This window comes from Mycobacterium sp. (assembly GCF_049683355.1).
Lineage (GTDB): Bacteria > Actinomycetota > Actinomycetes > Mycobacteriales > Mycobacteriaceae > Mycobacterium.
The window spans coordinates 29657-52144 of record NZ_JBAUJB010000206.1; the positions used below are offsets into that span (position 1 = coordinate 29657).

General features: G+C 67.1%; 22 protein-coding genes and 2 pseudogenes. 15 read left to right on the plus strand and 9 right to left on the minus strand.

Going from position 1 to position 22488, the window contains the following annotated elements:
• The first annotated feature begins 6 nt into the window (after nt 1-6).
• The 6 genes from WA944_RS12415 to WA944_RS12440 all read left to right on the plus strand — a co-directional run bounded on the left by WA944_RS12415 (nt 7) and on the right by WA944_RS12440 (nt 4982).
• Nucleotides 7-696, plus strand: a complete 690-nt coding sequence (locus WA944_RS12415; protein ID WP_526372214.1) for a queuosine precursor transporter — start codon at nt 7-9, stop codon at nt 694-696.
• Nucleotides 697-781: 85 nt separating this feature from the next.
• Nucleotides 782-1450 (plus strand): 5-oxoprolinase subunit PxpB, encoded by a 669-nt coding sequence (gene pxpB, locus WA944_RS12420; protein WP_526372216.1) that lies wholly within the window; start codon nt 782-784, stop codon nt 1448-1450.
• Nucleotides 1451-1470: 20 nt separating this feature from the next.
• Entirely contained in the window at nt 1471-2376 is a 906-nt protein-coding gene (locus WA944_RS12425; RefSeq protein WP_288077088.1) for a 5-oxoprolinase/urea amidolyase family protein, read from the plus strand.
• A 56-nt stretch (nt 2377-2432) separates the two neighbouring features.
• Nucleotides 2433-2987: a GNAT family N-acetyltransferase gene (locus tag WA944_RS12430; RefSeq protein WP_288077091.1), complete on the plus strand. Its 555-nt coding sequence runs from the start codon at nt 2433-2435 to the stop codon at nt 2985-2987.
• A 115-nt stretch (nt 2988-3102) separates the two neighbouring features.
• On the plus strand, nt 3103-4245 hold the full coding sequence (locus WA944_RS12435) for a uroporphyrinogen-III synthase (protein WP_526372218.1): 1143 nt from the start codon (nt 3103-3105) through the stop codon (nt 4243-4245).
• The gene (locus tag WA944_RS12440) at nt 4242-4982 is read left to right on the plus strand and encodes a sirohydrochlorin chelatase (protein WP_526646991.1); all 741 of its coding nucleotides are present in this window, start codon (nt 4242-4244) and stop codon (nt 4980-4982) included. Before WA944_RS12435 ends, WA944_RS12440 begins: the two co-directional genes overlap by 4 nt.
• Before the next feature lie 6 nt (nt 4983-4988).
• Here the strand turns inward: WA944_RS12440 and fdxA are convergent, their stop codons facing one another.
• The 4 genes from fdxA to WA944_RS12460 form a co-directional block, all read right to left on the minus strand.
• Nucleotides 4989-5342, minus strand: a complete 354-nt coding sequence (gene fdxA / locus WA944_RS12445) for a ferredoxin (RefSeq protein WP_526369790.1) — start codon at nt 5340-5342, stop codon at nt 4989-4991.
• 129 nt (nt 5343-5471) lie between these two features.
• A complete protein-coding gene (gene nirD, locus WA944_RS12450; protein ID WP_526369792.1) occupies nt 5472-5819 on the minus strand; it encodes a nitrite reductase small subunit NirD in 348 nt (115 codons plus the stop codon).
• Nucleotides 5816-8374, minus strand: coding sequence for a nitrite reductase large subunit NirB (nirB, locus tag WA944_RS12455; protein WP_526369794.1), 2559 nt, complete (start codon nt 8372-8374; stop codon nt 5816-5818). Before nirB ends, nirD begins: the two co-directional genes overlap by 4 nt.
• Nucleotides 8375-8591: 217 nt before the next feature.
• Nucleotides 8592-9350 carry an isocitrate lyase/PEP mutase family protein gene (locus WA944_RS12460; RefSeq protein ID WP_526369796.1) on the minus strand — a complete coding sequence of 253 codons (759 nt, stop codon included), beginning with the start codon at nt 9348-9350 and terminating at the stop codon, nt 8592-8594.
• A gap of 107 nt (nt 9351-9457) precedes the next feature.
• On the opposite strand from WA944_RS12460, the gene WA944_RS12465 reads away from it, so the two are divergent.
• The 5 genes from WA944_RS12465 to WA944_RS12485 are packed head-to-tail and all read left to right on the plus strand — an operon-like array spanning nt 9458 to nt 13574.
• The gene (locus tag WA944_RS12465) at nt 9458-9754 is read left to right on the plus strand and encodes an Rv0250c family protein (protein ID WP_370329105.1); all 297 of its coding nucleotides are present in this window, start codon (nt 9458-9460) and stop codon (nt 9752-9754) included.
• A 60-nt stretch (nt 9755-9814) separates the two neighbouring features.
• On the plus strand, nt 9815-10633 hold the full coding sequence (gene sdhC / locus WA944_RS12470; protein ID WP_526369798.1) for a succinate dehydrogenase subunit SdhC: 819 nt from the start codon (nt 9815-9817) through the stop codon (nt 10631-10633).
• 48 nt (nt 10634-10681) lie between these two features.
• A complete protein-coding gene (locus WA944_RS12475) occupies nt 10682-12601 on the plus strand; it encodes a fumarate reductase/succinate dehydrogenase flavoprotein subunit (RefSeq protein WP_526609165.1) in 1920 nt (639 codons plus the stop codon).
• Nucleotides 12602-12603: 2 nt separating this feature from the next.
• Nucleotides 12604-13359, plus strand: a complete 756-nt coding sequence (locus tag WA944_RS12480) for a succinate dehydrogenase/fumarate reductase iron-sulfur subunit (protein WP_526609163.1) — start codon at nt 12604-12606, stop codon at nt 13357-13359.
• A complete protein-coding gene (locus WA944_RS12485; protein ID WP_526371456.1) occupies nt 13326-13574 on the plus strand; it encodes a hypothetical protein in 249 nt (82 codons plus the stop codon). The genes WA944_RS12480 and WA944_RS12485 overlap by 34 nt, the downstream gene beginning before the upstream one ends.
• Nucleotides 13575-13583: 9 nt before the next feature.
• Here the strand turns inward: WA944_RS12485 and WA944_RS12490 are convergent, their stop codons facing one another.
• Nucleotides 13584-14042 (minus strand): Lrp/AsnC family transcriptional regulator, encoded by a 459-nt coding sequence (locus tag WA944_RS12490; RefSeq protein ID WP_526371444.1) that lies wholly within the window; start codon nt 14040-14042, stop codon nt 13584-13586.
• 61 nt (nt 14043-14103) lie between these two features.
• Here WA944_RS12490 and WA944_RS12495 point away from each other — a divergent pair, with 61 nt between their 5' ends.
• Nucleotides 14104-15858, plus strand: a complete 1755-nt coding sequence (locus WA944_RS12495; RefSeq protein WP_526371446.1) for an acyl-CoA dehydrogenase family protein — start codon at nt 14104-14106, stop codon at nt 15856-15858.
• Nucleotides 15859-15937: 79 nt separating this feature from the next.
• On the opposite strand, the gene WA944_RS12500 is transcribed toward WA944_RS12495, so the two are convergent.
• Nucleotides 15938-17179, minus strand: a complete 1242-nt coding sequence (locus tag WA944_RS12500) for an IS110 family RNA-guided transposase (RefSeq protein ID WP_526371448.1) — start codon at nt 17177-17179, stop codon at nt 15938-15940.
• 448 nt (nt 17180-17627) lie between these two features.
• Between WA944_RS12500 and WA944_RS12505 the strand changes: the two genes are divergently transcribed.
• A complete protein-coding gene (locus WA944_RS12505; RefSeq protein ID WP_526371450.1) occupies nt 17628-18083 on the plus strand; it encodes a rhodanese-like domain-containing protein in 456 nt (151 codons plus the stop codon).
• 59 nt (nt 18084-18142) lie between these two features.
• Nucleotides 18143-18304, plus strand: coding sequence for a hypothetical protein (locus tag WA944_RS12510; protein WP_200845907.1), 162 nt, complete (start codon nt 18143-18145; stop codon nt 18302-18304).
• Between the two features lie 42 nt (nt 18305-18346).
• Here WA944_RS12510 and WA944_RS12515 read toward each other — a convergent pair whose 3' ends face one another.
• Nucleotides 18347-18850 (minus strand): flavin reductase family protein, encoded by a 504-nt coding sequence (locus tag WA944_RS12515; protein WP_526371452.1) that lies wholly within the window; start codon nt 18848-18850, stop codon nt 18347-18349.
• A gap of 70 nt (nt 18851-18920) precedes the next feature.
• Nucleotides 18921-19748: pseudogene (locus tag WA944_RS12520) on the minus strand (NAD(P)H-dependent amine dehydrogenase family protein); the annotation flags it as partial.
• A gap of 279 nt (nt 19749-20027) precedes the next feature.
• On the opposite strand from WA944_RS12520, the gene WA944_RS12525 reads away from it, so the two are divergent.
• On the plus strand, nt 20028-21863 hold the full coding sequence (locus WA944_RS12525; RefSeq protein ID WP_526371454.1) for an acyl-CoA dehydrogenase C-terminal domain-containing protein: 1836 nt from the start codon (nt 20028-20030) through the stop codon (nt 21861-21863).
• A 301-nt stretch (nt 21864-22164) separates the two neighbouring features.
• Here the strand turns inward: WA944_RS12525 and WA944_RS12530 are convergent.
• Nucleotides 22165-22488, minus strand: a pseudogene (locus WA944_RS12530) (LLM class F420-dependent oxidoreductase); the annotation flags it as partial.

Below are 22488 nucleotides of genomic sequence, written 5' to 3' on the forward strand. Positions count from 1 at the left end.
AGCCCGGTGACCAGCCAGACCACCGACCAGGACACCCACGCCGCGTTCGCGAAAGTGGGCTCGGCCTACTACCCGGTCCTGGTCGCGGTGTTCACCGCGCTGGTCATCATCTCCAACGTCACCGCGACCAAGGGCGTGGAGTTCGGCCCGATCATCACCGACGGCGGGTTCATCGTCTTCCCGCTGACCTACGTGATCGGCGACGTGCTCTCCGAGGTGTACGGCTTCCGGGCCGCCCGACGGGCCATCCTGACCGGGTTCGCGATGAACGCGCTCGCCGCCGCGGCCTTCTGGGTGACCGTCTATCTGCCGGCGGCGGACTTCTACGAGAACCAGGAGCACTTCGAGAACATCGCGGGGGCCTACACCGGACTGATCGTGGCGGGCCTGGCAGGTTTCATCGTCGGCCAGACCCTCAACGCCTGGGTGGTGGTGCGGATCAAAGAGCGCACCAAGGAGAAGCACCTGTGGGCGCGACTGATCGGGTCGACGTTCGTCGGCCAACTCGGCGACACCGTGGTGTTCTGCGCGATCGCGGCCGGCGTCATCGGCATCACCAGCTTCGGCGACTTCGCCACCTACACCGCGCAGGGCTGGCTGTACAAGACCGCCATCGAGATCCTCGTGCTGCCGATCACCTACCGGGTGATCTCCTACATCAAGCGCCGCGAACCGACCTACCGACCCGCAGTTTGAGCCGACTTTAAGGCACCTCTGGCAAGGCCCAAAGAGCTTCAGAAGAGTACGAGCTTTCAAAGCTACTGCCCGGTAGCTTTGGGACATGAGCGTGACAGTGGATGCGACGGCCGCGCTTCGCGCCGGTCGCGCGAGCAGCATTCTGGACTACGGCGACCGCGCGCTGCTCCTCGAGTTCGACGGCACCGCCGAGGTTCTGGCGTGGACCGAGGCGCTGCGTACCGCCGGCCTGCCGGGCGTGGTGGACATCGTGCCCGCAGCCAGCACCATTCTCGTGCAGCTCGACGGTCACCGGTACCAGGCACCCACCCGGCAGCGGCTGAACCAGGTTGAGCCGGACGCGAGCGCGCTGGCCGAGACGCCGGAATCGGTCGACGTCGTCATCGACGTCACCTACGACGGCGAGGACCTCGACGAAGTGGCCCGGTTGACCGGACTGTCGGCGCGCGAGGTCGTCGCGGCACACACCGGGCAGCCGTGGCGCGTCGGGTTCTGCGGCTTTGCACCGGGTTTCGGTTACCTGGTCGGCGGTGACGAGCGGCTCGCGGTGCCCAGGAGGGCGGACCCGCGCACCAAGGTGCCCGTCGGCTCCGTCGGGTTGGCCGGTGAGTTCAGCGGGATCTATCCCCGTGAGTCGCCCGGCGGCTGGCAGTTGATCGGGCGCACCTCCGCGGCGCTGTGGGATGTCGAGCGGGACAACCCGGCGCTGCTGACGCCCGGCACGTGGGTCCAGTTCCGGGAGGTCGGGTCATGAGCGGAGCGAATCAACAGCAAATGCGCGGAGCATCGCTGGAAATCCTGAAGACGGGGCCGCTCGCGCTGGTCGAAGACCTCGGCCGGCCGGGTCTGTCCCACCTCGGCGTCACCCGGTCCGGCGCGGCCGACCGACGCTCGCACACCCTGGCCAACCGGCTCGTCGCGAACCCGGGCGACCGGGCGACCGTCGAGGTGATGCTGGGCGGTTTCACCGCACGGGTGCGCGGTGGCGGCAAGGACGGCGTTGCCATCGCGGTGACCGGCGCCGACACCGACCCGGCCGTCGACGGAGTTCCGTTCGGCACCAACAGCATCCACTACGCCCAGGACGGCGAGGTGATCTCACTGAGCCCGCCTCCGTCGGGGTTGCGCTCGTACCTGGCGGTGCGTGGCGGCTTCGACGTCGAACCGGTGCTTGGGTCACGAAGCTACGACGTGATGTCGGCGATCGGGCCGGGACCACTGCAGCCGGGAGACGTGCTGCCGATCGGCGAGCACACCGACGACTTTCCCGAACTCGACCAGGCGCCGGTCGCGGCCATCGCCGACGACGTCCTCGAACTCAGGGTGGTGCCGGGTCCCCGGGACGACTGGTTCGTCGACCCGGACATCCTGGTGCGCACCAACTGGCAGGTCACCAACCGCAGTGACCGGGTCGGGATACGGCTGATCGGAATGCCGTTGGAGTATCGCAACCCGGACACCCAGCTGCCCAGCGAGGGCGCCACCCGGGGCGCGATCCAGATCCCGCCGACCGGTTTCCCGGTGATCCTCGGTCCGGACCACCCGGTGACCGGGGGTTACCCGGTCGTCGGCGTGGTCGTCGACGATGACATCGACAAGGTCGCCCAGGCGCGTCCCGGGCAGACGGTGCGGCTGCACTGGTCGCGGCCCCGCAGGCCGTTCGAAGACGCCGGCGGCTGACACGGCGCGACCGCTGAGGGCAGCCGTGGCGCGGCCGCGGTGGTAGAACCGGAGGTGTGCGTGCCCGTCTTGTCCACACGTCCGATCTCGACGACGAGACCCGCGAGCACGCCCGCTTGATGGTCACCGACGCCTTCCGCGGATCTCCGGACGGCGAGTTCACCGACGATGACTGGGAACACGCCCTCGGCGGGATGCACGCGGTGATCTGTCAGCGCGGCGCGCTGATCGGGCACGCCTCGGTCGTACAACGTCGGCTCCTGCACGGCGGTACGGCACTGCGCTGCGGATACGTCGAGGGTGTCGCGGTCCGGGAGGACCACCGCGGACAGGGTCTGGGCACCGCACTCATGGACGCCGTCGAACAGGTGGTCCGGGGCGGCTACCACCTGGGGGCACTGGGTGCGACCGATCTGGGCCGACCGGTGTACGAAGCCCGGGGTTGGCTGCCGTGGCGCGGGCCGACGTCGGTGCTGTCCCCCGAAGGGCTGGTCCGCACACCCGAGGACGACGGCTCGGTGTTCGTGCTGCCGGCCCAACTTCCCGCCGCCGTGGACCTGGACGTCGACGCCGCGATCACCTGTGACTGGCGCGACGGCGACGTATGGTGACCTCACAGCGGCGACGCCGCGCCGGTGAGCGGAAATTCATTCCCTGAGCGGGGGTGACACGCTCACGCAACGGCTGCTTAATCACCGCGAAACACGACCTGAATAGACAGAGAGCATGAGTGAGCCGGACTGGTCGCCGCTCACCGGATTCCGAGTCGCGGTGACGTCAGCGCGGCGCGCCGACGAACTGAGCGCGTTGCTCAAGCGCCGCGGTGCGACCGTCACCAGCGCCGCGGCCATCGAGATGGTGCCGCTGCCCGACGACGACGAACTTCGTCAGCGCACCCGTTCGTTGATCGACAACCCGCCCGACATCGTCGTCGCCACCACCGGCATCGGCTTCCGCGGCTGGATCGCGGCGGCCGACGGCTGGGGGCTGGCCACCGATCTGACCGCGGCGCTGGCCAAGGCCCGGGTGGTGTCCCGCGGACCCAAGGCCACGGGCGCGCTGCGCGCGGGCGGGCTGCCCGAGGAGTGGTCGCCGGATTCGGAGTCCTCGCGCGAGGTGCTGCACTACCTGGTCGAGGGCGGCATCTCCGGAGCGCGCATCGCCGTACAGTTGCACGGCGCCACCGCCGACTGGGACCCGTTCCCGGAGTTCATCGACGAATTACGCTCGGCCGGAGCCGAAGTGGTGCCGATCCGGGTGTACCGCTGGCACCCGGTGCCCCGCGACGGCGAGTTCGACCAGCTGGTGGCGGGAATCGCGGAGGAGAAGTTCGACGCGGTGAGCTTCACGTCCGCGCCGGCGGTGGCGGCGATGCTGCTGCGGGCCAAAGACATGGGTATCGAGGCCGAGGTGCTCTCGGCGCTGCGCAGCAACGTGCACGCGATGTGCGTCGGTCCGGTCACGGCGCGTCCGCTGGTGCGCCTCGGGGTGCCCACCTCGGCACCGGAGCGGATGCGGTTGGGCGCTCTGGCCCGCCACATCACCGACGAACTACCGCTGCTGCAGGCGCGCACGGTCCGCGTCGCAGGGCATATGCTCGAGATCCGCGGCAATTGTGTGCTGGTCGACGGCGCGGTCAAGGCGTTGTCACCGGCCGCGATGGCCACGGTGCGGGCGTTGGCACACCACCCCGGTGCGGTGGTGTCGCGCGCGGACCTGTTGCGCGCCCTTCCCGGGAGCGGCACCGACACCCATGCAGTCGAGACGGCGGTGCTGCGGCTGCGAACCGCATTGGGAGACAAGAGGATGGTGTCCACAGTCGTGAAGCGGGGCTACCGGCTGACCATCGACGAGGCACACGCATCATGAGTTACCTGCTGGTGGCCCACGGAACCCGCAAACAACAGGGGGTGTCGCTGATCGGGGACCTGGCGGCGCAGGTCTCCCAGACACTGGACCGGCCCGTGCACGTCGCTTTCGTCGACGTGCTCGGCCCGACGCCGAGCGAACTGCTGGCCGCGACCCCTGACCGGGCGACCGTGCTGGTGCCCGCCTTCCTGGCGCGCGGCTACCACGTCACCACCGACATCCCCGCTCATGTAGAGGCCAGCGGACACCGGGACGTGACCGTCACCCGGGCTCTCGGTCCCGACCCGGCGCTGGTGCGGGTTCTCGTCGATCGGCTCATCGAATCCGGCTGGCGGCCTGACGATTCGGTGATCCTCGCTGCGGCGGGCACCTCGGATCCGGCGGCCATGACGGATCTGCACACCACCGCGACCTGGTTGTCGGCGATGGTCGGCTCGCGCGTCGAGCTGGCGTTCGCCGCCACCGGTGAGCCCAGGGTGGCCGACGCGGTCTCGGCGATTCGCGAACCTGGCAGACGGGTGGTCGTCGCGTCCTACCTGCTCTCCGAAGGCCTGTTCCAGGATCGGTTGCGCGACAGCGGTGCCGACGTGGTGACCGAGCCGCTGGGCACCCATCCCGGGGTGGCACGGCTGATCGCCAGCCGCTTCCTGCGCGCGCGGGTAGCCCACCCCGCCGGAACGGTAATCCAGCACAGCGTCACTCGCAGATTGGCTGCTGGAATACCGTTCCGGCGATAGGGGGCGCTAGGGATGTGGCTTGGTTGACGGCGGCAGGCCGGCCACCAGCGGGGTGTCTGCGCCGACGCGTCCCAGCTGCAGCGCGCCGCCCGGGTCCCCGAGAGGCGCGTCGCGGCCGGGCAGCGTCAACGTGAAGAACGCGGCGTTGTCCTCGAGGAACTGCGTTTCCTCGTCGGGCAGGTCCGTCTCGTAGTAGATAGCGTCCATCCGGCACGCGATGCGGCAGGCGCCGCAGTCCACGCACTCGTTGGGGTTGATGTACATCGCCCGGTCGCCTTCGTAGATGCAGTCCGCCGGACACTCCAGCATGCAGGACTTGTCGACGACGTCAACGCACGCACTGCCGATCACGTAGGTCATGGCTACGACGGTATGGGGCGCGGCCGCCGAAGTCGTGGGCCGAAAGTCCCTACTTAGGTCACGACGAAATATCATTCCGGGTCGTGGTCGAGGCCCTCAGCACAGCCCGGAATGATATTTCGTGGCGGATCAGGAGCCGACTTGGACGTCGCCGTTGGGGGTGATCCGCGTCGCGTAGACCGGCAGCGAGACGTCCGGGTCGTCCAGGCAGCTGCCGTCGTCGAGCGCGAAGGCCTGCTTCTTCAACGGGGACTGCACCGTGGCGCGTCCGCCCCGGTCGCCGACGATGCCCCGCGACATCACCGCCGCGCCGGAGAACGGGTCGATGTTGCCGACCGCATGCAAGGTGTCGTCCTCGAGCCGGAACAGCGCGGCCTGCGCACCCCCGGGCAGTAGCACCCCCACCCCGCGGCACGGCTGCAGGAAATCGTAGGCACACGCCGTGGTCCACACCGCGATGTCGTCGAGCAGCGTCATCGCGGACTCCCTCCTACCTTCGGCATACCGATCGGCACCTTGCGCCCGGAACGCTCGGTGAACTCGACCGTGGGATCGGGAACGTCCGGGGCGTTGACGAACGACACGAAGCGCGACAGCTTGTCCGGATCCTCGAGCACGCCCTTCCATTCGCACGCGTAGTTCTCGACGTGCCGGGTGATCGCGGCCTCGAACTCGCCGGCCAGGCCCAGCGAGTCCTCGCACACCACTTCGCGCAGGTGCTCCAGCCCGACCTGCTCCACCCAGGGCGCGGTGCGTTGCAACCGGTCGGCGGTGCGGATGTAGAACATCAGGAACCGGTCGACGTAGCGCACCAGGGTGTCGTCGTCGAGGTCGCCGGCCAGCAGTGCGGCGTGCCGCGGCGTCGCTCCGCCGTTGCCACCGACGTAGAGGTTCCAGCCGGTTTCGGTGGCGATGACGCCGACGTCCTTGCCGCGGGCCTCCGCGCATTCGCGGGCACAGCCGGACACCCCCATCTTGATCTTGTGCGGGGCACGCAGACCGCGATAGCGCAGCTCCAGGTTGATGGCCATCTGTACCGAGTCCTGCTGGCCGTAACGACACCAGTCGCTGCCCACGCAGCTCTTCACGGTCCGCAGTGCCTTGCCGTAGGCATGGCCGGATTCCATTCCGCCGTCGACCAGACGACGCCAGATGTCGGGCAGCTGGTCGACCCGGGCACCGAACATGTCGATGCGCTGGCCACCGGTGATCTTGGTGTACAGGCCGAAGTCCCGGGCGATCTCGCCGATCAGGATCAGGTGCTCGGGGGTGATGTCACCGCCGGGTACCCGGGGCACGATCGAATAGCTGCCATTGCGCTGGATGTTGGCCAGGAAATGGTCGTTGGAGTCCTGCAACGACGCCTGCTCACCGTCGAGGATGTGCTCGGAGCTGGTCGACGCGAGGATCGACGCCACCACGGGTTTGCAGATGTCGCAACCCCTTCCGGTGCCGAAGCGCTCGATCAGCCCGGTGAACGTCCGGATGCCGGTGGCGGTGACGATCTCGAACAGTTCGGCGCGTGACTGGCCGAAGTGTTCACACAGCGACTTGGACTGTTCGACCCCTTCGGCTTCCAGAAGCTGTTTGAGCAGCGGCACACACGAGCCGCACGACGTGCCGGCCAGCGTGCACTTCTTCAGCTCGGCGACGTCGCAGCAGCCCGAACCGATGGCGTCGGTGAGGTCGCCCTTGGTGACGTTGTTGCACGAGCAGATCTGCGCGCCGGCCGGCAGCGACCCCACCCCCAGCGAACCGCCGGTACCGCCGTCGGCTCCGGCGGGGGCGATCAGCGCCAGCGGATCCCCCGGCAGGGGCTCTCCGACCATCGGTCGCAGGATCCCGTACGACGAGGCGTCGCCGACCAGGATGCCGCCGAGCAGGGTTTTGGCGTCGTCGGAGAGCACCAGCTTGGCGTAGGTCTGGTTGATCGCGTCGTTGACCGCCACCTCCAGGCAGTCCGGCGTGACGCCCATCGCGTCGCCGAAGCTCGCGACGTCGACGCCGAGCAGCTTGAGCTTGGTCGACATGTCGGCTTCCGGGAATTCGGCCGCCCCGCCCAGCAACCGGTCGGCCACGACTTCCGCGCTGGTGTATCCCGGCCCGACGAGTCCGTAGCACCGGCCTTCGATGGCGGCCACCTCACCGATCGCGAAGATGTTGGGATTGCTTGTGGCACAGGACAGGTCGGTGAGAACTCCACCGCGTTCGGCGATCCGCAGACCGGCGTCGCGCGCCAGCTCGTCACGTGGGCGCACGCCCGCCGCGAAGACCACGAGGCCGGCGTCGACGACTGTGCCGTCGCTGAGCGTCACCCGCATCGAATCGTCATGCGCCGACCGCCGCAGCGGTCGATTGCGTTGCGCCGGCCTGATCGACTCGGTGCCGACGCCGGTGTGCACGGTGATGCCCAACTCGCTGACCATCCTGCCCAGCAGGGCGCCACCGGCTTCGTCGAGCTGCTGGGCCATCAGGCGCGGCGCCATCTCGACGACGTGTGGCCGCAGGCCGAAGGTGCGCAGCGCGTTGGCGGCCTCCAGCCCCAGCAGGCCGCCGCCGATCACCACACCGACCGCGTCCGGGCCCGCGTCGCGGGCCCGCTGCGCGTCGGCACGGATCGCGTCGAGGTCGTCGAGGGTGCGATAGACGTGGCACGCGGGCAGGTCGCGACCCGGAACCGGCGGCACGAACGCATACGAGCCGGTCGCCAGCACCAGTGCGTCATAGTCGATCCACGAGCCGTCGGCCGTCCTCACCGACTTGATCGCCGGGTCGACCTCCATGACCCGGCTGCCGAGCCGGACGTCGACGAGCGCGTCGCCGAGATAGTCGTTGCCGGGCAGAGCCAGCAGCGCCCGGTCCCAGTGGTCGGTGTAGCCGGTGAGGCCGACACGGTCGTAGGCCGCGTCGAGTTCCTCCGCAAGGACGGTCACCCGCCACTGTCCGCCGGTGTCGCGGGAGCGCAGAGCCTCGACGAACCGGTGACCGACCATGCCGTGACCCACGACCACGACGTGCGATGTTGGCGTCATGCCGCACAGGTTATGGAGCCGATATTGCCTCCGTGTCGCCTCGTGTGAAGCGCCCATCACGGTGTCCTCACTCGCGCCGGCGCCCCGTTGTGAGCCTGTTCGCTCGCGACGAACAGCCTGGCGGAACATGAGCGTGGTCGACTCAAGTTCGCTCTGTGTGGACGAGCCGGCACGGAGCCCCCCTGGAGGGCTGACCGGTTCTGCGCGTCGGGCACCCTCACGCCCAGCGGGCGAGGATCTCCTTGCCGCGGGCGGCCAACGCGGCCTGGAGGAACGGTCCGAAGCTGACCCGCGCGACTCCCAGCGGCCCGAAGGAGGCGGGGTCGTCCTGATCCGGCACGCCGATCGCGTTCACCGGCAGCGGCAGCTCGGACGTCAGGCGCTGCAACATCTCCGGCTGATGCCGGCCCACCGGGTACAGCACGTCGGCCCCGGAGTCGGCAGCCTGGCGCAGCCGCGCGATGGCCCGGTCCACCCGGTCGGACTCGTCTCCGTCCTGGCGCAGGAACAGGTCGGTGCGCGCGTTGACGACGACGTGCACCCCGGACGCATCGGCGGCCGCGCGCAACCCCCAGACCAGCTCGGCATGCTCGTCCGCAGAACGTAGCCGACCGGATTCGCTGTGCACGGTGTCCTCGATGTTGAGCCCGACCGCACCGACCGACAGCAGGCCTTCGATGAGGCGGGCCGGGGTCTCGGCGTAGCCCGACTCGACGTCCACCGAGATCGGCACGTCCACCGCCGCGGTGATCTGCCCGACGCGGGTGAGGACGTCGTCGAACGTCATCCCCTCGTTGTCGGGTTTGCCGACGGAGTCGGCGACCGGGTGGCTGCCCACCGTGAGCGCAGCGAAGCCCGCATCCACGGCCAGCCGCGCAGACCAGGCGTCCCACACCGTCGGCAGGATCACCGGATTTCCCGGCTGATGCAGCTCGAGCAGCGCCGTCGCGCGACCCTTCAAGTCGTCATCGGGCATGGATTCCTCCGCTTCTGAACGTGATCTGTCTCACCATCACATTGGTGTTGTGACTAGCATCGATCGCATAACGTGATCCATGACACCCTTCAGCCCAAGGAGGTCACTTGTCCAGCACCACCGAACTCGCCGAACTGCATGACCTGATAGGAAGCCTCAGGCGGTGCGTGACGTCGCTCGCTTCGCAGTACGGGAACAGCCCAGCAACCCGTCGCATCGTGAACGACGCCGAACGCATCCTCAATGACATCGACCGACTCGACATCGACGCCGAAGAGCTCGAACTTGCTCGTGGCGTCAGTGGACACCAACATGTAGGCGAGCGCATTGCGATTCCGGATACCCAGTACGACAGGGAATTCTGGCGCGGCGTCGACGACGAAGGTCTCGGCGGGACGCGATGAGCGCCGCGTGCCGTGAATCACGGACCGCGACCGGTGGCATAACAGCATAGAAAGGCAACCGTGAGCGCACCTACCGCCGACCGCAAAGCGACCGGCGTTTTTTCGCCTGGACGCGCGCAGATCTCCAAACGCACACTGCGCACAGACAACTGGCTCAAGTCCCCCATCATCACCGATCTGGGGTTCGCCGCGTTCATCATCTACGCGACGGTTCGGGCGTTCATGCAGGACCACTACTACGTCGCCGACTACCACTACCTGACGCCGTTCTACTCACCGTGTGTCAGCACCGGGTGCCTGCCCGAGGCCAGCCACTTCGGCCAGTTCCTGCCCGACGTCTGGTGGTTGCCCTACGCGGCGATGTCGCTGCCCTTCCTGCTGCTGTTCCGGCTGACCTGCTACTACTACCGCGGCGCCTACTACCGGACGGTGTGGCAGGCCCCGACTGCCTGCGCGGTCGCCGAACCACACGCGAAGTACACCGGCGAAACCCGCTTCCCGCTGCTCATCCAGAACGCTCACCGGTACTTCTTCTACCTCGCCGTGATCATCTCGCTGATCAACACCTACGACGCGATCCGCGCGTTCCACTCGCCGTCCGGTTTCGGCTTCGGCCTGGGCAACGTGGTCCTGGTCACGAACGTCGTCCTGCTGTGGGCCTACACGATCTCCTGCCACTCCTGCAGACACGTCGTTGGTGGCAGGCTCAAGCACTTCTCCAAACACCCCGTCCGTTACTGGACGTGGACCCAGATCAGCAGGCTCAACGTCCGGCACAAGCAGTACGCCTGGATCACGCTGGGCACGCTGATGCTGACCGACTTCTACGTCATGGCGGTGTCCGCGGGATGGTTCTCCGACCTGAGATTCATTGGCTGACAGTGGATTCAGAGACATTGATGCAGAGACTTAGTGAGGTTTACACGGATGAGTGACCTGGAACGGCACGACTACGACGTCGTCGTGATCGGTGCCGGTGGTGCGGGTCTGCGTGCGGTGATCGAAGCCCGCGAGCGGGGCCTGCGCGTGGCGGTGGTGACCAAGTCGTTGTTCGGCAAGGCCCACACGGTGATGGCCGAGGGCGGTTGCGCCGCAGCCATGCGCAACGTCAACACCAAGGACTCCTGGCAGGTGCACTTCGGTGACACCATGCGCGGCGGCAAGTTCCTCAACAACTGGCGGATGGCCGAACTGCATGCGCAGGAAGCCCCCGATCGCGTCTGGGAGCTCGAGACCTACGGTGCGCTGTTCGACCGCACCAAGGACGGCAAGATCAGCCAGCGCAACTTCGGCGGCCACACCTACCCGCGCCTCGCCCACGTCGGCGACCGCACCGGGCTGGAGATCATCCGCACCCTGCAGCAGAAGATCGTCTCGCTGCAGCAGGAGGACAAGGCCGAACTCGGCGACTACGAGGCCCGGATCCGGGTCTTCCACGAGTGCGCGATCACCGACCTGCTCAAGGACGGCGACAAGATCGCCGGGGCGTTCGGCTACTACCGCGAGACCGGCAAGTTCGTGCTGTTCGAGGCGCCCGCCGTGGTGCTGGCCACCGGTGGCATCGGCAAGTCGTTCAAGGTCTCGTCGAACTCGTGGGAGTACACCGGCGACGGTCACGCCCTGGCACTGCGGGCGGGTTCCGGCCTGATCAACATGGAGTTCATCCAGTTCCACCCGACCGGGATGGTCTGGCCGCTGTCGGTGAAGGGCATCCTCGTCACCGAGGGCGTGCGCGGCGACGGCGGGGTGCTGAAGAACTCCGAGGGCAAGCGGTTCATGTTCGACTACATCCCCGACGTGTTCAAAGGCCAGTACGCCGAGACCGAAGAAGAAGCCGACCAGTGGCTCAAGGACAACGACTCCGCGCGCCGCACCCCTGACCTGCTTCCCCGGGACGAGGTGGCCCGCGCCATCAACACCGAGGTAAAGGAAGGCCGCGGCTCGCCCCACGGTGGCGTCTACCTCGACATCGCCTCCAGGATGCCGACCGAGGAGATCCGCAGGCGGCTGCCCTCGATGTACCACCAGTTCATCGAGCTGGCCGAGGTGGACATCACCAAGGACGAGATGGAGGTCGGCCCGACCTGTCACTATGTGATGGGCGGCATCGAGGTCGACCCGGACACCGGCGCGGCGGCGACACCGGGCCTGTTCGCGGCGGGCGAGTGCGCCGGCGGCATGCACGGCTCCAACCGGCTCGGCGGCAACTCGCTGTCGGACCTGCTGGTGTTCGGCCGGCGAGCCGGGCTCGGGGCCTCCGACTACGTGCGGGCCCTGCAGGAAGAACGGCCCAAGGTTTCCGAAGAGGCTCTCGACGAGGCGACGAAGATGGCCCTGCTGCCCTTCGACTCGACCGAGGATCCGCAGAACCCGTACACCTTGCACGCCGAGCTGCAGCAGTCGATGAACGACCTCGTCGGCATCATCCGCAAGGAAGACGAGATCAATGAGGCACTCGCCAAGCTCGAGGAGCTCAAGGAGCGGGTGCACCGGGTGACGGTCGAAGGCGGCCGGGTGTTCAACCCGGGCTGGCACCTGGCGCTCGACATGCGCAACATGCTGCTGGTCAGCGAGTGCGTGGCCAAGTCTGCGCTGCAGCGCACCGAGAGTCGCGGCGGGCACACCCGCGACGACTACCCGCAGATGGACAACACGTGGCGCAACAAGCTGCTGGTGTGTCGCACCAGCGAGGCCGCCACCGGTGACGCCCTGGTTCCCGGAGTCACCGTGACCGCCGAAGAACAGCCCCCGATGCGGGCCGATCTGCTGGAGTGTTTCGAACTGTCCGAACTCGAGAAGTACTACACCGACGATCACATCGCCGAGCACCCGGAACGGAAGGGCTGACCATGGCTCCCTACAACGCAAGCTTGCGGGTCTGGCGGGGCGACGTCAGCGGTGGCGGTCTGCAGGACTTCACCGTCGAGGTCAACGAGGGTGAAGTGGTGCTCGACATCATCCACCGGCTGCAGGCCACCCAGACACCCGATCTGGCGGTGCGCTGGAACTGCAAGGCGGGCAAGTGCGGATCCTGCTCGGCCGAGATCAACGGCCGACCGCGGCTGTTGTGCATGACGCGGATGTCCACCTTCGGTGAGGACGAGACGGTGACGGTGACGCCACTGCGGACCTTCCCGGTGATGCGCGATCTGGTCACCGACGTGTCGTTCAACTACGAGAAGGCCAGGGAGATCCCGTCGTTCACGCCGCCGAAGGACCTGCAGCCCGGCGAGTACCGGATGCAGCAGGAGGACGTGAACCGCAGCCAGGAGTTCCGCAAGTGCATCGAGTGCTTCCTGTGCCAGAACGTCTGCCACGTGGTGCGTGACCACGAGGAGAACAAGGAAGCGTTCTCCGGCCCGCGCTACCTGATGCGTCAGGCCGAGCTGGACATGCATCCGCTGGACACCAAGGACCGTCGCGCCGAGCAGGCCCAGGAAGAAAACGGCCTGGGCTTCTGCAACATCACCAAGTGCTGCACCGAGGTGTGCCCCGAGCACATCAAGATCACAGACAACGCGCTGATCCCGATGAAGGAACGCGCGGCCGACCGCAAGTACGACCCGGTGGTCTGGCTGGGCGACAAGATCTTCCGACGCAAGTAGCCGCGGTGGCGGACTCGGCAGCGGTCGTCCGCTCGGGAGAGACCGCGAACAGCTATGCCGTCGCGGGGTCGATAGCGACGTCGGGAAGCGCCGCTGTCGCCGGGTCGATCGCCACCGCGGGCAGTGCGGCGGTCGCGGGCTGCATCGGCTGCGTGGGCTGTGTGAACTGCTCGGGGCTTCGAGGCGCGGTGGGCATGCGCGACGTGCATGCCTGATCATCGCCTTCAGGCCGGGGAGAGCCGACGCCCGGTGAGCGGGCTCGAGTAGACGACGCTGGTGGTGATCGTCCCCAGCGTCGCGATCCTTCCGGTGATGCGCTCCAGGTCGGACATCAAGCGCGCGAGCACCTTCATGATGAAGCAGTCGTTGCCCGTCACGTGGTGGGCCTCGATGACCTCCGGGGTGACGTCCAGCAGGTCGTGCAGCGGTTTGTAGTTGCCCGACAGGTACGCGAGCCGGACGAACGCCGTGATCGGGTAGCCCAGCGCGGGGGCCGCGACCTTGGCCACATAACCGGTGATCACCCCGGCGTCGACGAGCCGCCGGACCCGATCGGCCGTCGCGCTCGCCGACAGCGACACGGCGCGCGCCAGGTCCGCGGTGCTCATCCGGCCGTCGGTCTGCAGCGCCTGAAGGATCGCCTCGTCGGTACGGTCCAGCGCAACCTGTTGAACATCTGGCATGTCGCCGATGATCCCACCGATACGGCGGTTCGGCTCCGGGCACAGGCGCTAGGTTCGACGCATGCCGACCTCCAGCGGACTGCTGCTCAACCCGAACACCTTCGACCCGGCGCACCTCGATCCGCAGTCCCGGCGTCAGCTGCGCGCCCTCATCGACTGGTTCGAGGATCGCGGGAAGGTCAGGCTGCTCCGTGACGACCTGGAAGCGACCTGGGTCAGCGACTTCCTGGACTTCGTCAAACGCGAGCGGCTGTTCGCCACCTTCCTGACCCCGTCGGAGTTCGCCGACGGTGATTCGAACAAGCGCTGGGACACCTCGCGCAACGCGGTGCTGAGCGAGATCCTCGGGTTCTACGGGTTGTCGTACTGGTACGCCGAGCAGGTCACGATCCTCGGGCTCGGACCGATCTGGCAGAGCGACAACGTCAAGGCCAAGGAGAAGGCGGCCGCGCAACTCGAAGCCGGTGGTGTGATGGCGTTCGGGTTGTCCGAACGCGAACACGGCGCCGACATCTACAACACCGACCTGCTGCTGATGCCGGGCCCGTCCGAGGAAGGCAGCGCGTCGCCGGAAGGGCCGGCGTTCCGGGCTTCCGGCGAGAAGTACTACATCGGCAACGGCAACGTCGCCGGGATGGTGTCGGTTTTCGGGCGCCGCACCGACGTCGACGGCGCCGACGGCTACATCTGGTTCGTCGCCGACAGCGGCCACGAGAACTACGAGCTGATCGACAACGTCGTCCATGGCCAGATGTTCGTCAGCAACTTCCGGCTCAACGACTACCCGGTGTACGAGGAGGACATCCTGTGCACCGGTCCCGAGGCTTTCTCGGCGGCTCTGAACACCGTCAACGTCGGCAAGTTCAACCTGTGCAGCGGCTCGATCGGGATGTGTGAGCACGCGTTCTACGAAGCGATCACCCACGCCAACAACCGCATCCTGTACGGCAACCCGGTGACCGACTTTCCGCACGTGCGCGCGAGCTTCGTCGACGCCTACACCCGGCTGATCGCGATGAAGCTGTTCAGCGACCGGGCGATCGACTACTTCCGCAGCGCCGGCCTCGAGGACCGCCGATACCTGCTGTTCAACCCGGTGACCAAGTCCAAGGTCACCTCCGAAGGCGAGAAGGTCATCACGCTGCTGTGGGATGTGCTGGCCGCCAAGGGTTTCGAGAAGAACACCTACTTCAGTGAGGCGGCCCGCCTGATCGGGGCGCTGCCGCGCCTGGAGGGCACGGTGCATGTCAACGTGGCGCAGATCCTGAAGTTCATGCCGAACTACATGTTCGACCCGGCGGACTACCCGGAGATCGGCACCCGCCACGATCGGGCCGACGACGTGTTCTTCTGGTCGCAGGGCCCGGCCCGTGGTGCGTCGAAGGTGCGGTTCGCGGACTGGGCCCCGGTCTACGAGAGGCACTCCGATGTTCCGAACGTCGCCCGGTTCTACGAACAGGCCAACGCGTTCAAGGCGCTGCTGACCGCTGCTGCACCCGACGCCGACCAACAGGCAGACCTGGACTTCGTCCTGGTCGTCGGGCATCTGTTCACGCTGGTGGTCTACGGCCAGCTGATCCTGGAGCAGGCCGAGCTGACCGGGCTCGATCGTGACCTGTTGGACCAGATCTTCGACGTCGCGGTCCGCGACTTCTCGGCCTACGCCATCGCCCTGCACGGGAAGCCGAGTTCCACGCCCTCACAACAGGCGTGGGCGCTGTCGGCCGTCCGCAAGCCGGTCGCCGACCCCGACCGCTTCGGCCGGGTCTGGGAGCAGGTGCGCGGTTACGACGGCGCCTACGAGATGCGCCCCTGACACGAAAATATAGGTGACCACAAGCTGGTGAGCGCAGGTTTCGGTGACCCGCCGACGGTGGGTTGGAGAGCCTGTGTGGTTATGCGGTGTCGGCCAGGGGTTGCAGGGTGACGCGGTAGCCCAATGATTCGAGTTGTCCGATCGCGCGTGCTTTGGTTTTGGCGGGGACATGCCGGGTGAAGTAGTCGGCGCCGGGGTCGCGGTAGTACTCGCCGTTGCGCAGCATGTTCCAGGCGGCGACGAGCATGGCGTGTTCGACGGCGACGAGGGCTTTCATCGGACCGCGACGGGGGGCGATCCGCTTGTACTTCGCCGAGAAGTAGGTTCCCTTGGACCGCGAGGCCGCCAATGCCGCGATGCCCAGGGCGCCCTTGAGGTAGCGGTTTCCGTGGCGGGTCTTGGTCGATTTCACCTTGCCGGCGGACTCGTTGCAGCCAGGTGCGGTGCCCGCCCACGACGCCAGATGCCCGGCGGTGGGGAACACGTTCATATCGGCGCCGGTTTCGGCCACGAACACCTCAGCGATGGTTGTCGAGACGCCCGGGATGCTGCACAACAACTCCCGGGCTGCGGCAAAAGGTTGCATCGCCTCCTCGATGCGCGACGAGAGACGTTCGATGTCGGCGGTGTGGGCGTCGATGCGGTCAAGAAACAGTTGGGCCATGAACGCGTGGTGCGCGGTGAAGTGCCCGTTGAGGGCCTCGCGCAGTGCAGGGATCTTCGAGCGCAGCCGACGTTTGGCCAGATCGGCGATCACTGCGGGATCGTCGCGTCTGTCGATCAGAGCTGCCAACATCAACCGCCCCGACACGCCGGTGATGTCGGTGGCCACCGACGACAGCTTGATCCCGGCGTCTTCGAGGAGCTTTTCGAGGCGGTGGATCTCCCGGGTGCGTTCCCCGGTGATCACAGTGCGGGCCCGGGTCAGATCGCGTAGCGCCCGGATCGGTTCTGGCGGCACGAACGAAGCCCGCACCAACCCATGGGCGCCCAGATCGGCCAGCCAGGCGGCATCAGAGACATCGGTTTTGCGTCCGGGCACGTTCTTCACGTCACGGGCGTTGACCAGCATCACCTCGACATGTTCTTCGAGCAGATAGTAGAACGGTCGCCAATAATCGCTGGTGGCCTCCATCACCACACAGGTGATGTTCTGTTCGATCAGGTGTTCACGCAGGGCCAGGATCTGGTTGGTCATCGCACCCCAACTCGTCACCGTCGACGCGGTGCGTCTCTTGCCGACTCCCTGGATCCGCACGCACACCTTCGCGTCACGCTTGGAGATATCGATACCCGCACATCGCGGATGCACCACATCCATCACAAACCACCGTTCCCGGACTCACGTCCGAACTCGCTTGTATAGGAACGTGTTCCGGGGAGGGCGGGGTGAAACAGGATTCTGACACGCGTGCTCAACAGGCAACAATCCACGGCTCCCGCGGATGTCAAACATGCCCTCCGCCACCAAACTAGCCCGCAGGCTCACCGGCACCATAGAGCGTCCGGGGTCGACCGAAACACCACACCAGTGTTCCCCCAACCAGGCAATCCCACCAGGGCTCTCAACGATCACCAGCACGACGGATGCCAAGGTGAGTCGCGACCAAATTTTCGTACACCACGGCGGGGCACCGCCCCTGGGGAACTAGCCTGGAACGTCGATCCGCCGGTCTTCGGCCCGATATTCCGTCGATATCGCGGCGGCCGGACCGAAATCGCGGACGACGCCCGTTCTCCCGGTCGCTTCGCCGTTGTTCGATGTCTTCATGACCGATACCACTGCCGACCGCGGGTTGTCGGCTCGCGCGTTCTTCACCGCCAAGCTCGCCCATGAGATCGACTCCGCCGACCTCGCCGCGGCCCGGGCAGCGGGCCGAGCACCGATGGTGGTGGACACCCGGTCAGCGGCGGCGTGGGACCGCGGCCACCTGCCAGGCGCCCTGCACATCCCCGGCGCCGAGCTGGCGCAGCGCGCCGGCACCGAGCTGCCCGACCGTGGCGCCGACATCGTCGTCTACTGCTGGGGGCCTGGATGCAACGGCGCCACCCGGGCCGCACTCACGCTGAGCGAGATGGGTTACCAGCGGGTCCGGGAACTCATCGGCGGTTTCGAGTACTGGGCCAGGGAAGGGTTCTCGATCGTCGACCGGCAGGGACGTACCCGCCGCCCGGTGGACGATCTGACCGCGCTGCCGAAGACAGACGGCCATGCAGGCATATAGACCCGCGGTGCGGGGGTAGTCTCCAGGAAGCAGCCAATCACTGGAGAAAGGCAGCTCATATGTCGATCCGAGAGCCCCAAAGCATCAACGACATTCGCACCGCGATCCGCGAGCTGAGCACCCGCGCCGAGCTGGCCCGCAGGGAGGGCCGCAGCGCAGACGCCGCCGAACTGGATCAACGCGTCACGCATTACCGCGAGGAACTCGGCGCCCGGCCCTAGCCGGGCGGTGTCCGATGCGCCTCAGGCGGTGTCCGACGCGCCTCAGGCGCCGAGCCTGCGGAACGTGCTGCGATGGAACACGATCGGCGGCACGTCCGGATGCACGGTGATGTCGCTGACCCGCAGAATCACGATGGTGTGGTCGCCGGCGGGGATCAACTGTTCGATGGCGCTTTCCAACCACACGCTGGTGCCGTGCACGAACACCGCGCCGCGTTCACTGGATGCCGTTTCCAGGCCCGCGAACCGGTCGCCGGTCTTGGCAGCCAAGGCCCGCGCGGTCGCGTCGTGCGACTCCCCGAGCACGCTGATGCCCAGGTAGGGCACCTCCTGCAGGCGGGGCCACGTCGTCGAGGTGTTCTGCACGCAGAACGACACCAGCGGCGGATCGAGGGAGACCGGCACGAAGGTGCTGGCCGCCAAGCCCACCCGGATGCCGTCGACCTCGGCGGCGATCGCGATGACGCCGGACGGGAAATGCCCGAACGCCTCCCGCAGGGACGACGGGCTGAGGTTGGTTCCCGAATTGGTGTGTGAACCGGTCATCGCCTCCATCATCACACGCCGCAGTCAGCGTCGGCCGGGGACGGTAACGTGACGCCGGTGGTGGCCGACACCCCTCATCGGGGTAGGGCCAATCGGGTGCGCAGGATTCATGGATCCGGGTGATTGTGGTCGATGACGATGCGCTCGCGTCCGTCGGACCACCCGATCACCTTGAGCCAGAAGGCGCCCTGGGTGCCCTTGTCGAACCGGCCCATCACGGTGTCGACGGACTCTTCGAGCGGGCGGCGCTGCACCTCCTCGGTGATGTCATCGATCTCCAGCCCGAGGCCACGGCCGATGAGCCTCAGGTTGCCGCCCCAGACCATCGTCGGGATGGACGGCAGCAGCATCATCGGCACTGGGTCATCTGGGCCCATGGGCGTCCCGAACCACACGACACCTTCACCGCGTAGGGCTGGTCATAGGTGGAGTAGTCGAAGATCTCCTGACAGTGGATCGATTTGATCCTGGTGCACAGTCCCGCGGCGGTCACCGCCAGCGCGTCGTTGCCCCAACCCGGGTCCACGCCGCTGACCAGCAACGTCACCCCTCCCTCCTCGGCGGCAGCGGTGAGGCGTTGCACCCACTCCGGCGGCGCGGAGCGCGGGTCGTACAGCGAGTACAGCGACGGCGTGACGACAAGCGAGCCGGCGCGCAGGCACCGTTCGATGTCGGCGACGGCCTCGTCCGGACGGATGTCGCCGGAGGCCATGTAGGCGACGGCGTCACAGCCGTTCAGAACCGCATCGATGTCGGTGGACGCGGTGACCCCGGTGTCACCCTCCACACCGGCGAGGACAGCAGCGTCGACCCCGGCCTTGTCCTGCGACGACGTGATGACACCTGTCAACCGGAGCCCGGGAAAGGCCGTCAACGACCGGATCGAGGTCGCTCCCATATTGCCTGTCCCCCACACCGCGACCCCGATTGCCGTCTGTATCCGAACACCCTATCGAGCCAGGACGTGACCATCATCACAGCAATGGATAGCTGCAGCTCAGAGGTCGAAACCGTGGCGAATGGGGCGCCCACCCAACTGCCGGGTCGGGTGAGGGCCGGAAATTGCTCACAGTCGCTTTGCGTTGAAGTTACCGAGCGGTATAGTCGGACACAGTTACTGGTGGGTAACTTAGCCGAAGTACCCAACCGCATGTGGCGTTCTCATCGAGGAGGAATAGTGGGCCACTACAAGAGCAATGTCCGTGACCAGGTATTCAACCTGTTCGAGGTCCTCGGAGTCGACAAGGCGCTGGGTCAGGGCGAGTACGCCGACCTGGACGCCGACACCGTGGTCGAGATGCTGGGCGAGATGGCCAAGCTGGCGGAGGGCCCGGTGGCGGAGTCGTTCGCCGAGGGCGACCGCAATCCGCCGGTGTTCGATCCCCAGACCCACAGCGTGAAGCTGCCCGAGGCCTTCAAGAAGTCCGTGCGCGCCGTGACCGACGGTGGCTGGGACAAGCTGACGATCAGTGAGGAGCTCGGCGGAACGCCGATGCCCAGCGCGCTGTCCTGGGCGCTGCAGGAGCACATCCTCGGCGCCAACCCCGCGGTGTACATGTACGCGATGGGCGCCGGATTCGCCGGGATCTTCCACAACCTCGGCACCGAGGAGCAGAAGAAGTGGGCCGTGCTGGCCGCCGAACGCGGCTGGGGCTCGACGATGGTGCTCACCGAGCCGGACGCCGGCTCCGATGTCGGCGCCGGCCGCACGAAGGCCGTCCAGCAGCCCGACGGCACCTGGCACATCGACGGCGTGAAGCGGTTCATCACCTCGGCCGATTCCGACGACCTGTTCGAGAACATCATGCATCTGGTGCTGGCCCGCCCCGAAGGCGCCGGCCCGGGCACCAAGGGGCTGTCGCTGTTCTTCGTACCGAAGTTCCTGTTCGACCCCGAAACCGGCGAGCCGGGTGAGCGCAACGGCGTGTTCGTCACGAACGTCGAGCACAAGATGGGCCTGAAGATCTCCACGACGTGCGAGCTGTCGCTCGGCCAGCACGGCGTCCCGGCCAAGGGCTGGCTGGTGGGCGAGGTGCACGACGGCATCGCCCAGATGTTCGACGTCATCGAGCAGGCCCGGATGATGGTGGGCACCAAGGCCATCGCCACGCTGTCCACCGGCTATCTCAATGCACTGGAGTACGCCAAGGAGCGGGTGCAGGGCGCCGACCTGACCCAGATGACCGACAAGACCGCGCCCCGAGTGACCATCACGCATCACCCGGACGTGCGTCGCTCGCTGATGACCCAGAAGGCCTACGCCGAGGGCCTGCGTGCGCTGTACCTGTTCACCGCGACCCATCAGGACGCGGCGGTGGCCAAGGAACTGCACGGCATCGAGCCGGAGCTGGCGGTCAAGGTCAACGACCTGCTGCTGCCGATCGTCAAGGGCGTGGGCTCGGAGCAGGCGTACGCCAAGCTCACCGAGAGCCTGCAGACCTTCGGCGGTTCCGGATTCCTGCAGGACTACCCGATCGAGCAATACATCCGCGACGCCAAGATCGACTCGCTTTACGAGGGCACCACTGCCATCCAGGCGCAGGACTTCTTCTTCCGCAAGATCGTCCGCGACAAGGGTGTCGCCCTGGCGCACGTCGCCGGCCAGATCGAGCAGTTCGTCAAGGCCGAGGCCGGCAACGGCCGCCTCAAGGCAGAGCGTGCCTTGCTGGCGACCGCGCTGGAAGACGTCCAGGGCATGGCGGCCACCCTGACCGGCTACCTGATGGCCTCGCAGGAGGATCCGCAGAGCATCTACAAGGTGGGTCTGGGATCGGTGCGCTTCCTGATGAGCGTCGGGGATCTGGTCATCGGCTGGCTGCTGCAGCAGCAGGCGGCGGTGGCGATCGAGAAGCTCGACGCCGGCGCCACCGGCGACGACCGCGCGTTCTACGAGGGCAAGGTCGCGGTGGCGTCGTTCTTCGCGAAGAACTTCCTGCCGCTGCTCACCAGCACCCGGTCCATCGTGGATAACCTCGACAACGAGGTCATGGAACTGGACGAAGCCGCCTTCTAGGCTCGTCGCCGTACACAAGACGCCCCCGGACTCTTCCCGGGGGCGTCTTGCATTGGGGGCCCTGTCGCACCGGCGAGCAGACGCAAACTTGCGCCGGTTGCGGGTGAAGCACACGACTTTGTGTCTGCTCGCGGGCTGAACCCGGACATAAGGGCGGGTTCGGGAGGACTATTGGGTGCGTTTTCTTCGTCTCACGCGGCCGACTCTCATCCCTTGCCGGCTCTTTGGATCAGTCACTCCCGAACCCGTCGTGGAACCGATGCTACGCCTGTGAGTGATGTCACACCAGCCCGTTTTTCGGTCAGCTCTCCTTGGTACGGATCAGCGCGCGGGTGCGTGCACGGCCTTCGGCGGACTCGTCGAACGGGGCCCCGACGAACTCGTCGACACCGGCCGCCGCCAGCTCGTCCAGGCGCTGCGAAACCGTCTGCTCGTCACCGATGATCGCCGCGTCCTCCGGCCCCGCGTAGCCCTCGCGGTCCAGCATCGCGCGGTAGGACGGCAGCGTGCCGTACATCGCGAACTGCTCGGCCGCTTGGCGACGCGCGGCATCGACGTCGTCGGTGACGGCCACCGGAAGAGCCGCGACGACCCGCACCGCGCTCTCCGGCCGGCCCGCGTCGGC

Excerpts from the sequence above, each read along its gene's own strand:
- pxpB (WP_526372216.1), top strand. The coding sequence starts at position 782 with ATGAGCGTGACAGTGGATGCGACGGCCGCGCTTCGCGCCGGTCGCGCG.
- WA944_RS12425 (WP_288077088.1), top strand. The coding sequence starts at position 1,471 with ATGCGCGGAGCATCGCTGGAAATCCTGAAGACGGGGCCGCTCGCGCTG.
- WA944_RS12435 (WP_526372218.1), top strand. The coding sequence starts at position 3,103 with ATGAGTGAGCCGGACTGGTCGCCGCTCACCGGATTCCGAGTCGCGGTG.
- WA944_RS12440 (WP_526646991.1), top strand. The coding sequence starts at position 4,242 with ATGAGTTACCTGCTGGTGGCCCACGGAACCCGCAAACAACAGGGGGTG.
- fdxA (WP_526369790.1), bottom strand. The coding sequence starts at position 5,342 with ATGACCTACGTGATCGGCAGTGCGTGCGTTGACGTCGTCGACAAGTCC.
- nirD (WP_526369792.1), bottom strand. The coding sequence starts at position 5,819 with ATGACGCTGCTCGACGACATCGCGGTGTGGACCACGGCGTGTGCCTAC.
- nirB (WP_526369794.1), bottom strand. The coding sequence starts at position 8,374 with ATGACGCCAACATCGCACGTCGTGGTCGTGGGTCACGGCATGGTCGGT.
- WA944_RS12460 (WP_526369796.1), bottom strand. The coding sequence starts at position 9,350 with ATGCCCGATGACGACTTGAAGGGTCGCGCGACGGCGCTGCTCGAGCTG.
- WA944_RS12475 (WP_526609165.1), top strand. The coding sequence starts at position 10,682 with ATGAGTGACCTGGAACGGCACGACTACGACGTCGTCGTGATCGGTGCC.
- WA944_RS12480 (WP_526609163.1), top strand. The coding sequence starts at position 12,604 with ATGGCTCCCTACAACGCAAGCTTGCGGGTCTGGCGGGGCGACGTCAGC.
- WA944_RS12490 (WP_526371444.1), bottom strand. The coding sequence starts at position 14,042 with ATGCCAGATGTTCAACAGGTTGCGCTGGACCGTACCGACGAGGCGATC.
- WA944_RS12495 (WP_526371446.1), top strand. The coding sequence starts at position 14,104 with ATGCCGACCTCCAGCGGACTGCTGCTCAACCCGAACACCTTCGACCCG.
- WA944_RS12500 (WP_526371448.1), bottom strand. The coding sequence starts at position 17,179 with ATGGATGTGGTGCATCCGCGATGTGCGGGTATCGATATCTCCAAGCGT.
- WA944_RS12505 (WP_526371450.1), top strand. The coding sequence starts at position 17,628 with ATGACCGATACCACTGCCGACCGCGGGTTGTCGGCTCGCGCGTTCTTC.
- WA944_RS12510 (WP_200845907.1), top strand. The coding sequence starts at position 18,143 with ATGTCGATCCGAGAGCCCCAAAGCATCAACGACATTCGCACCGCGATC.
- WA944_RS12515 (WP_526371452.1), bottom strand. The coding sequence starts at position 18,850 with ATGACCGGTTCACACACCAATTCGGGAACCAACCTCAGCCCGTCGTCC.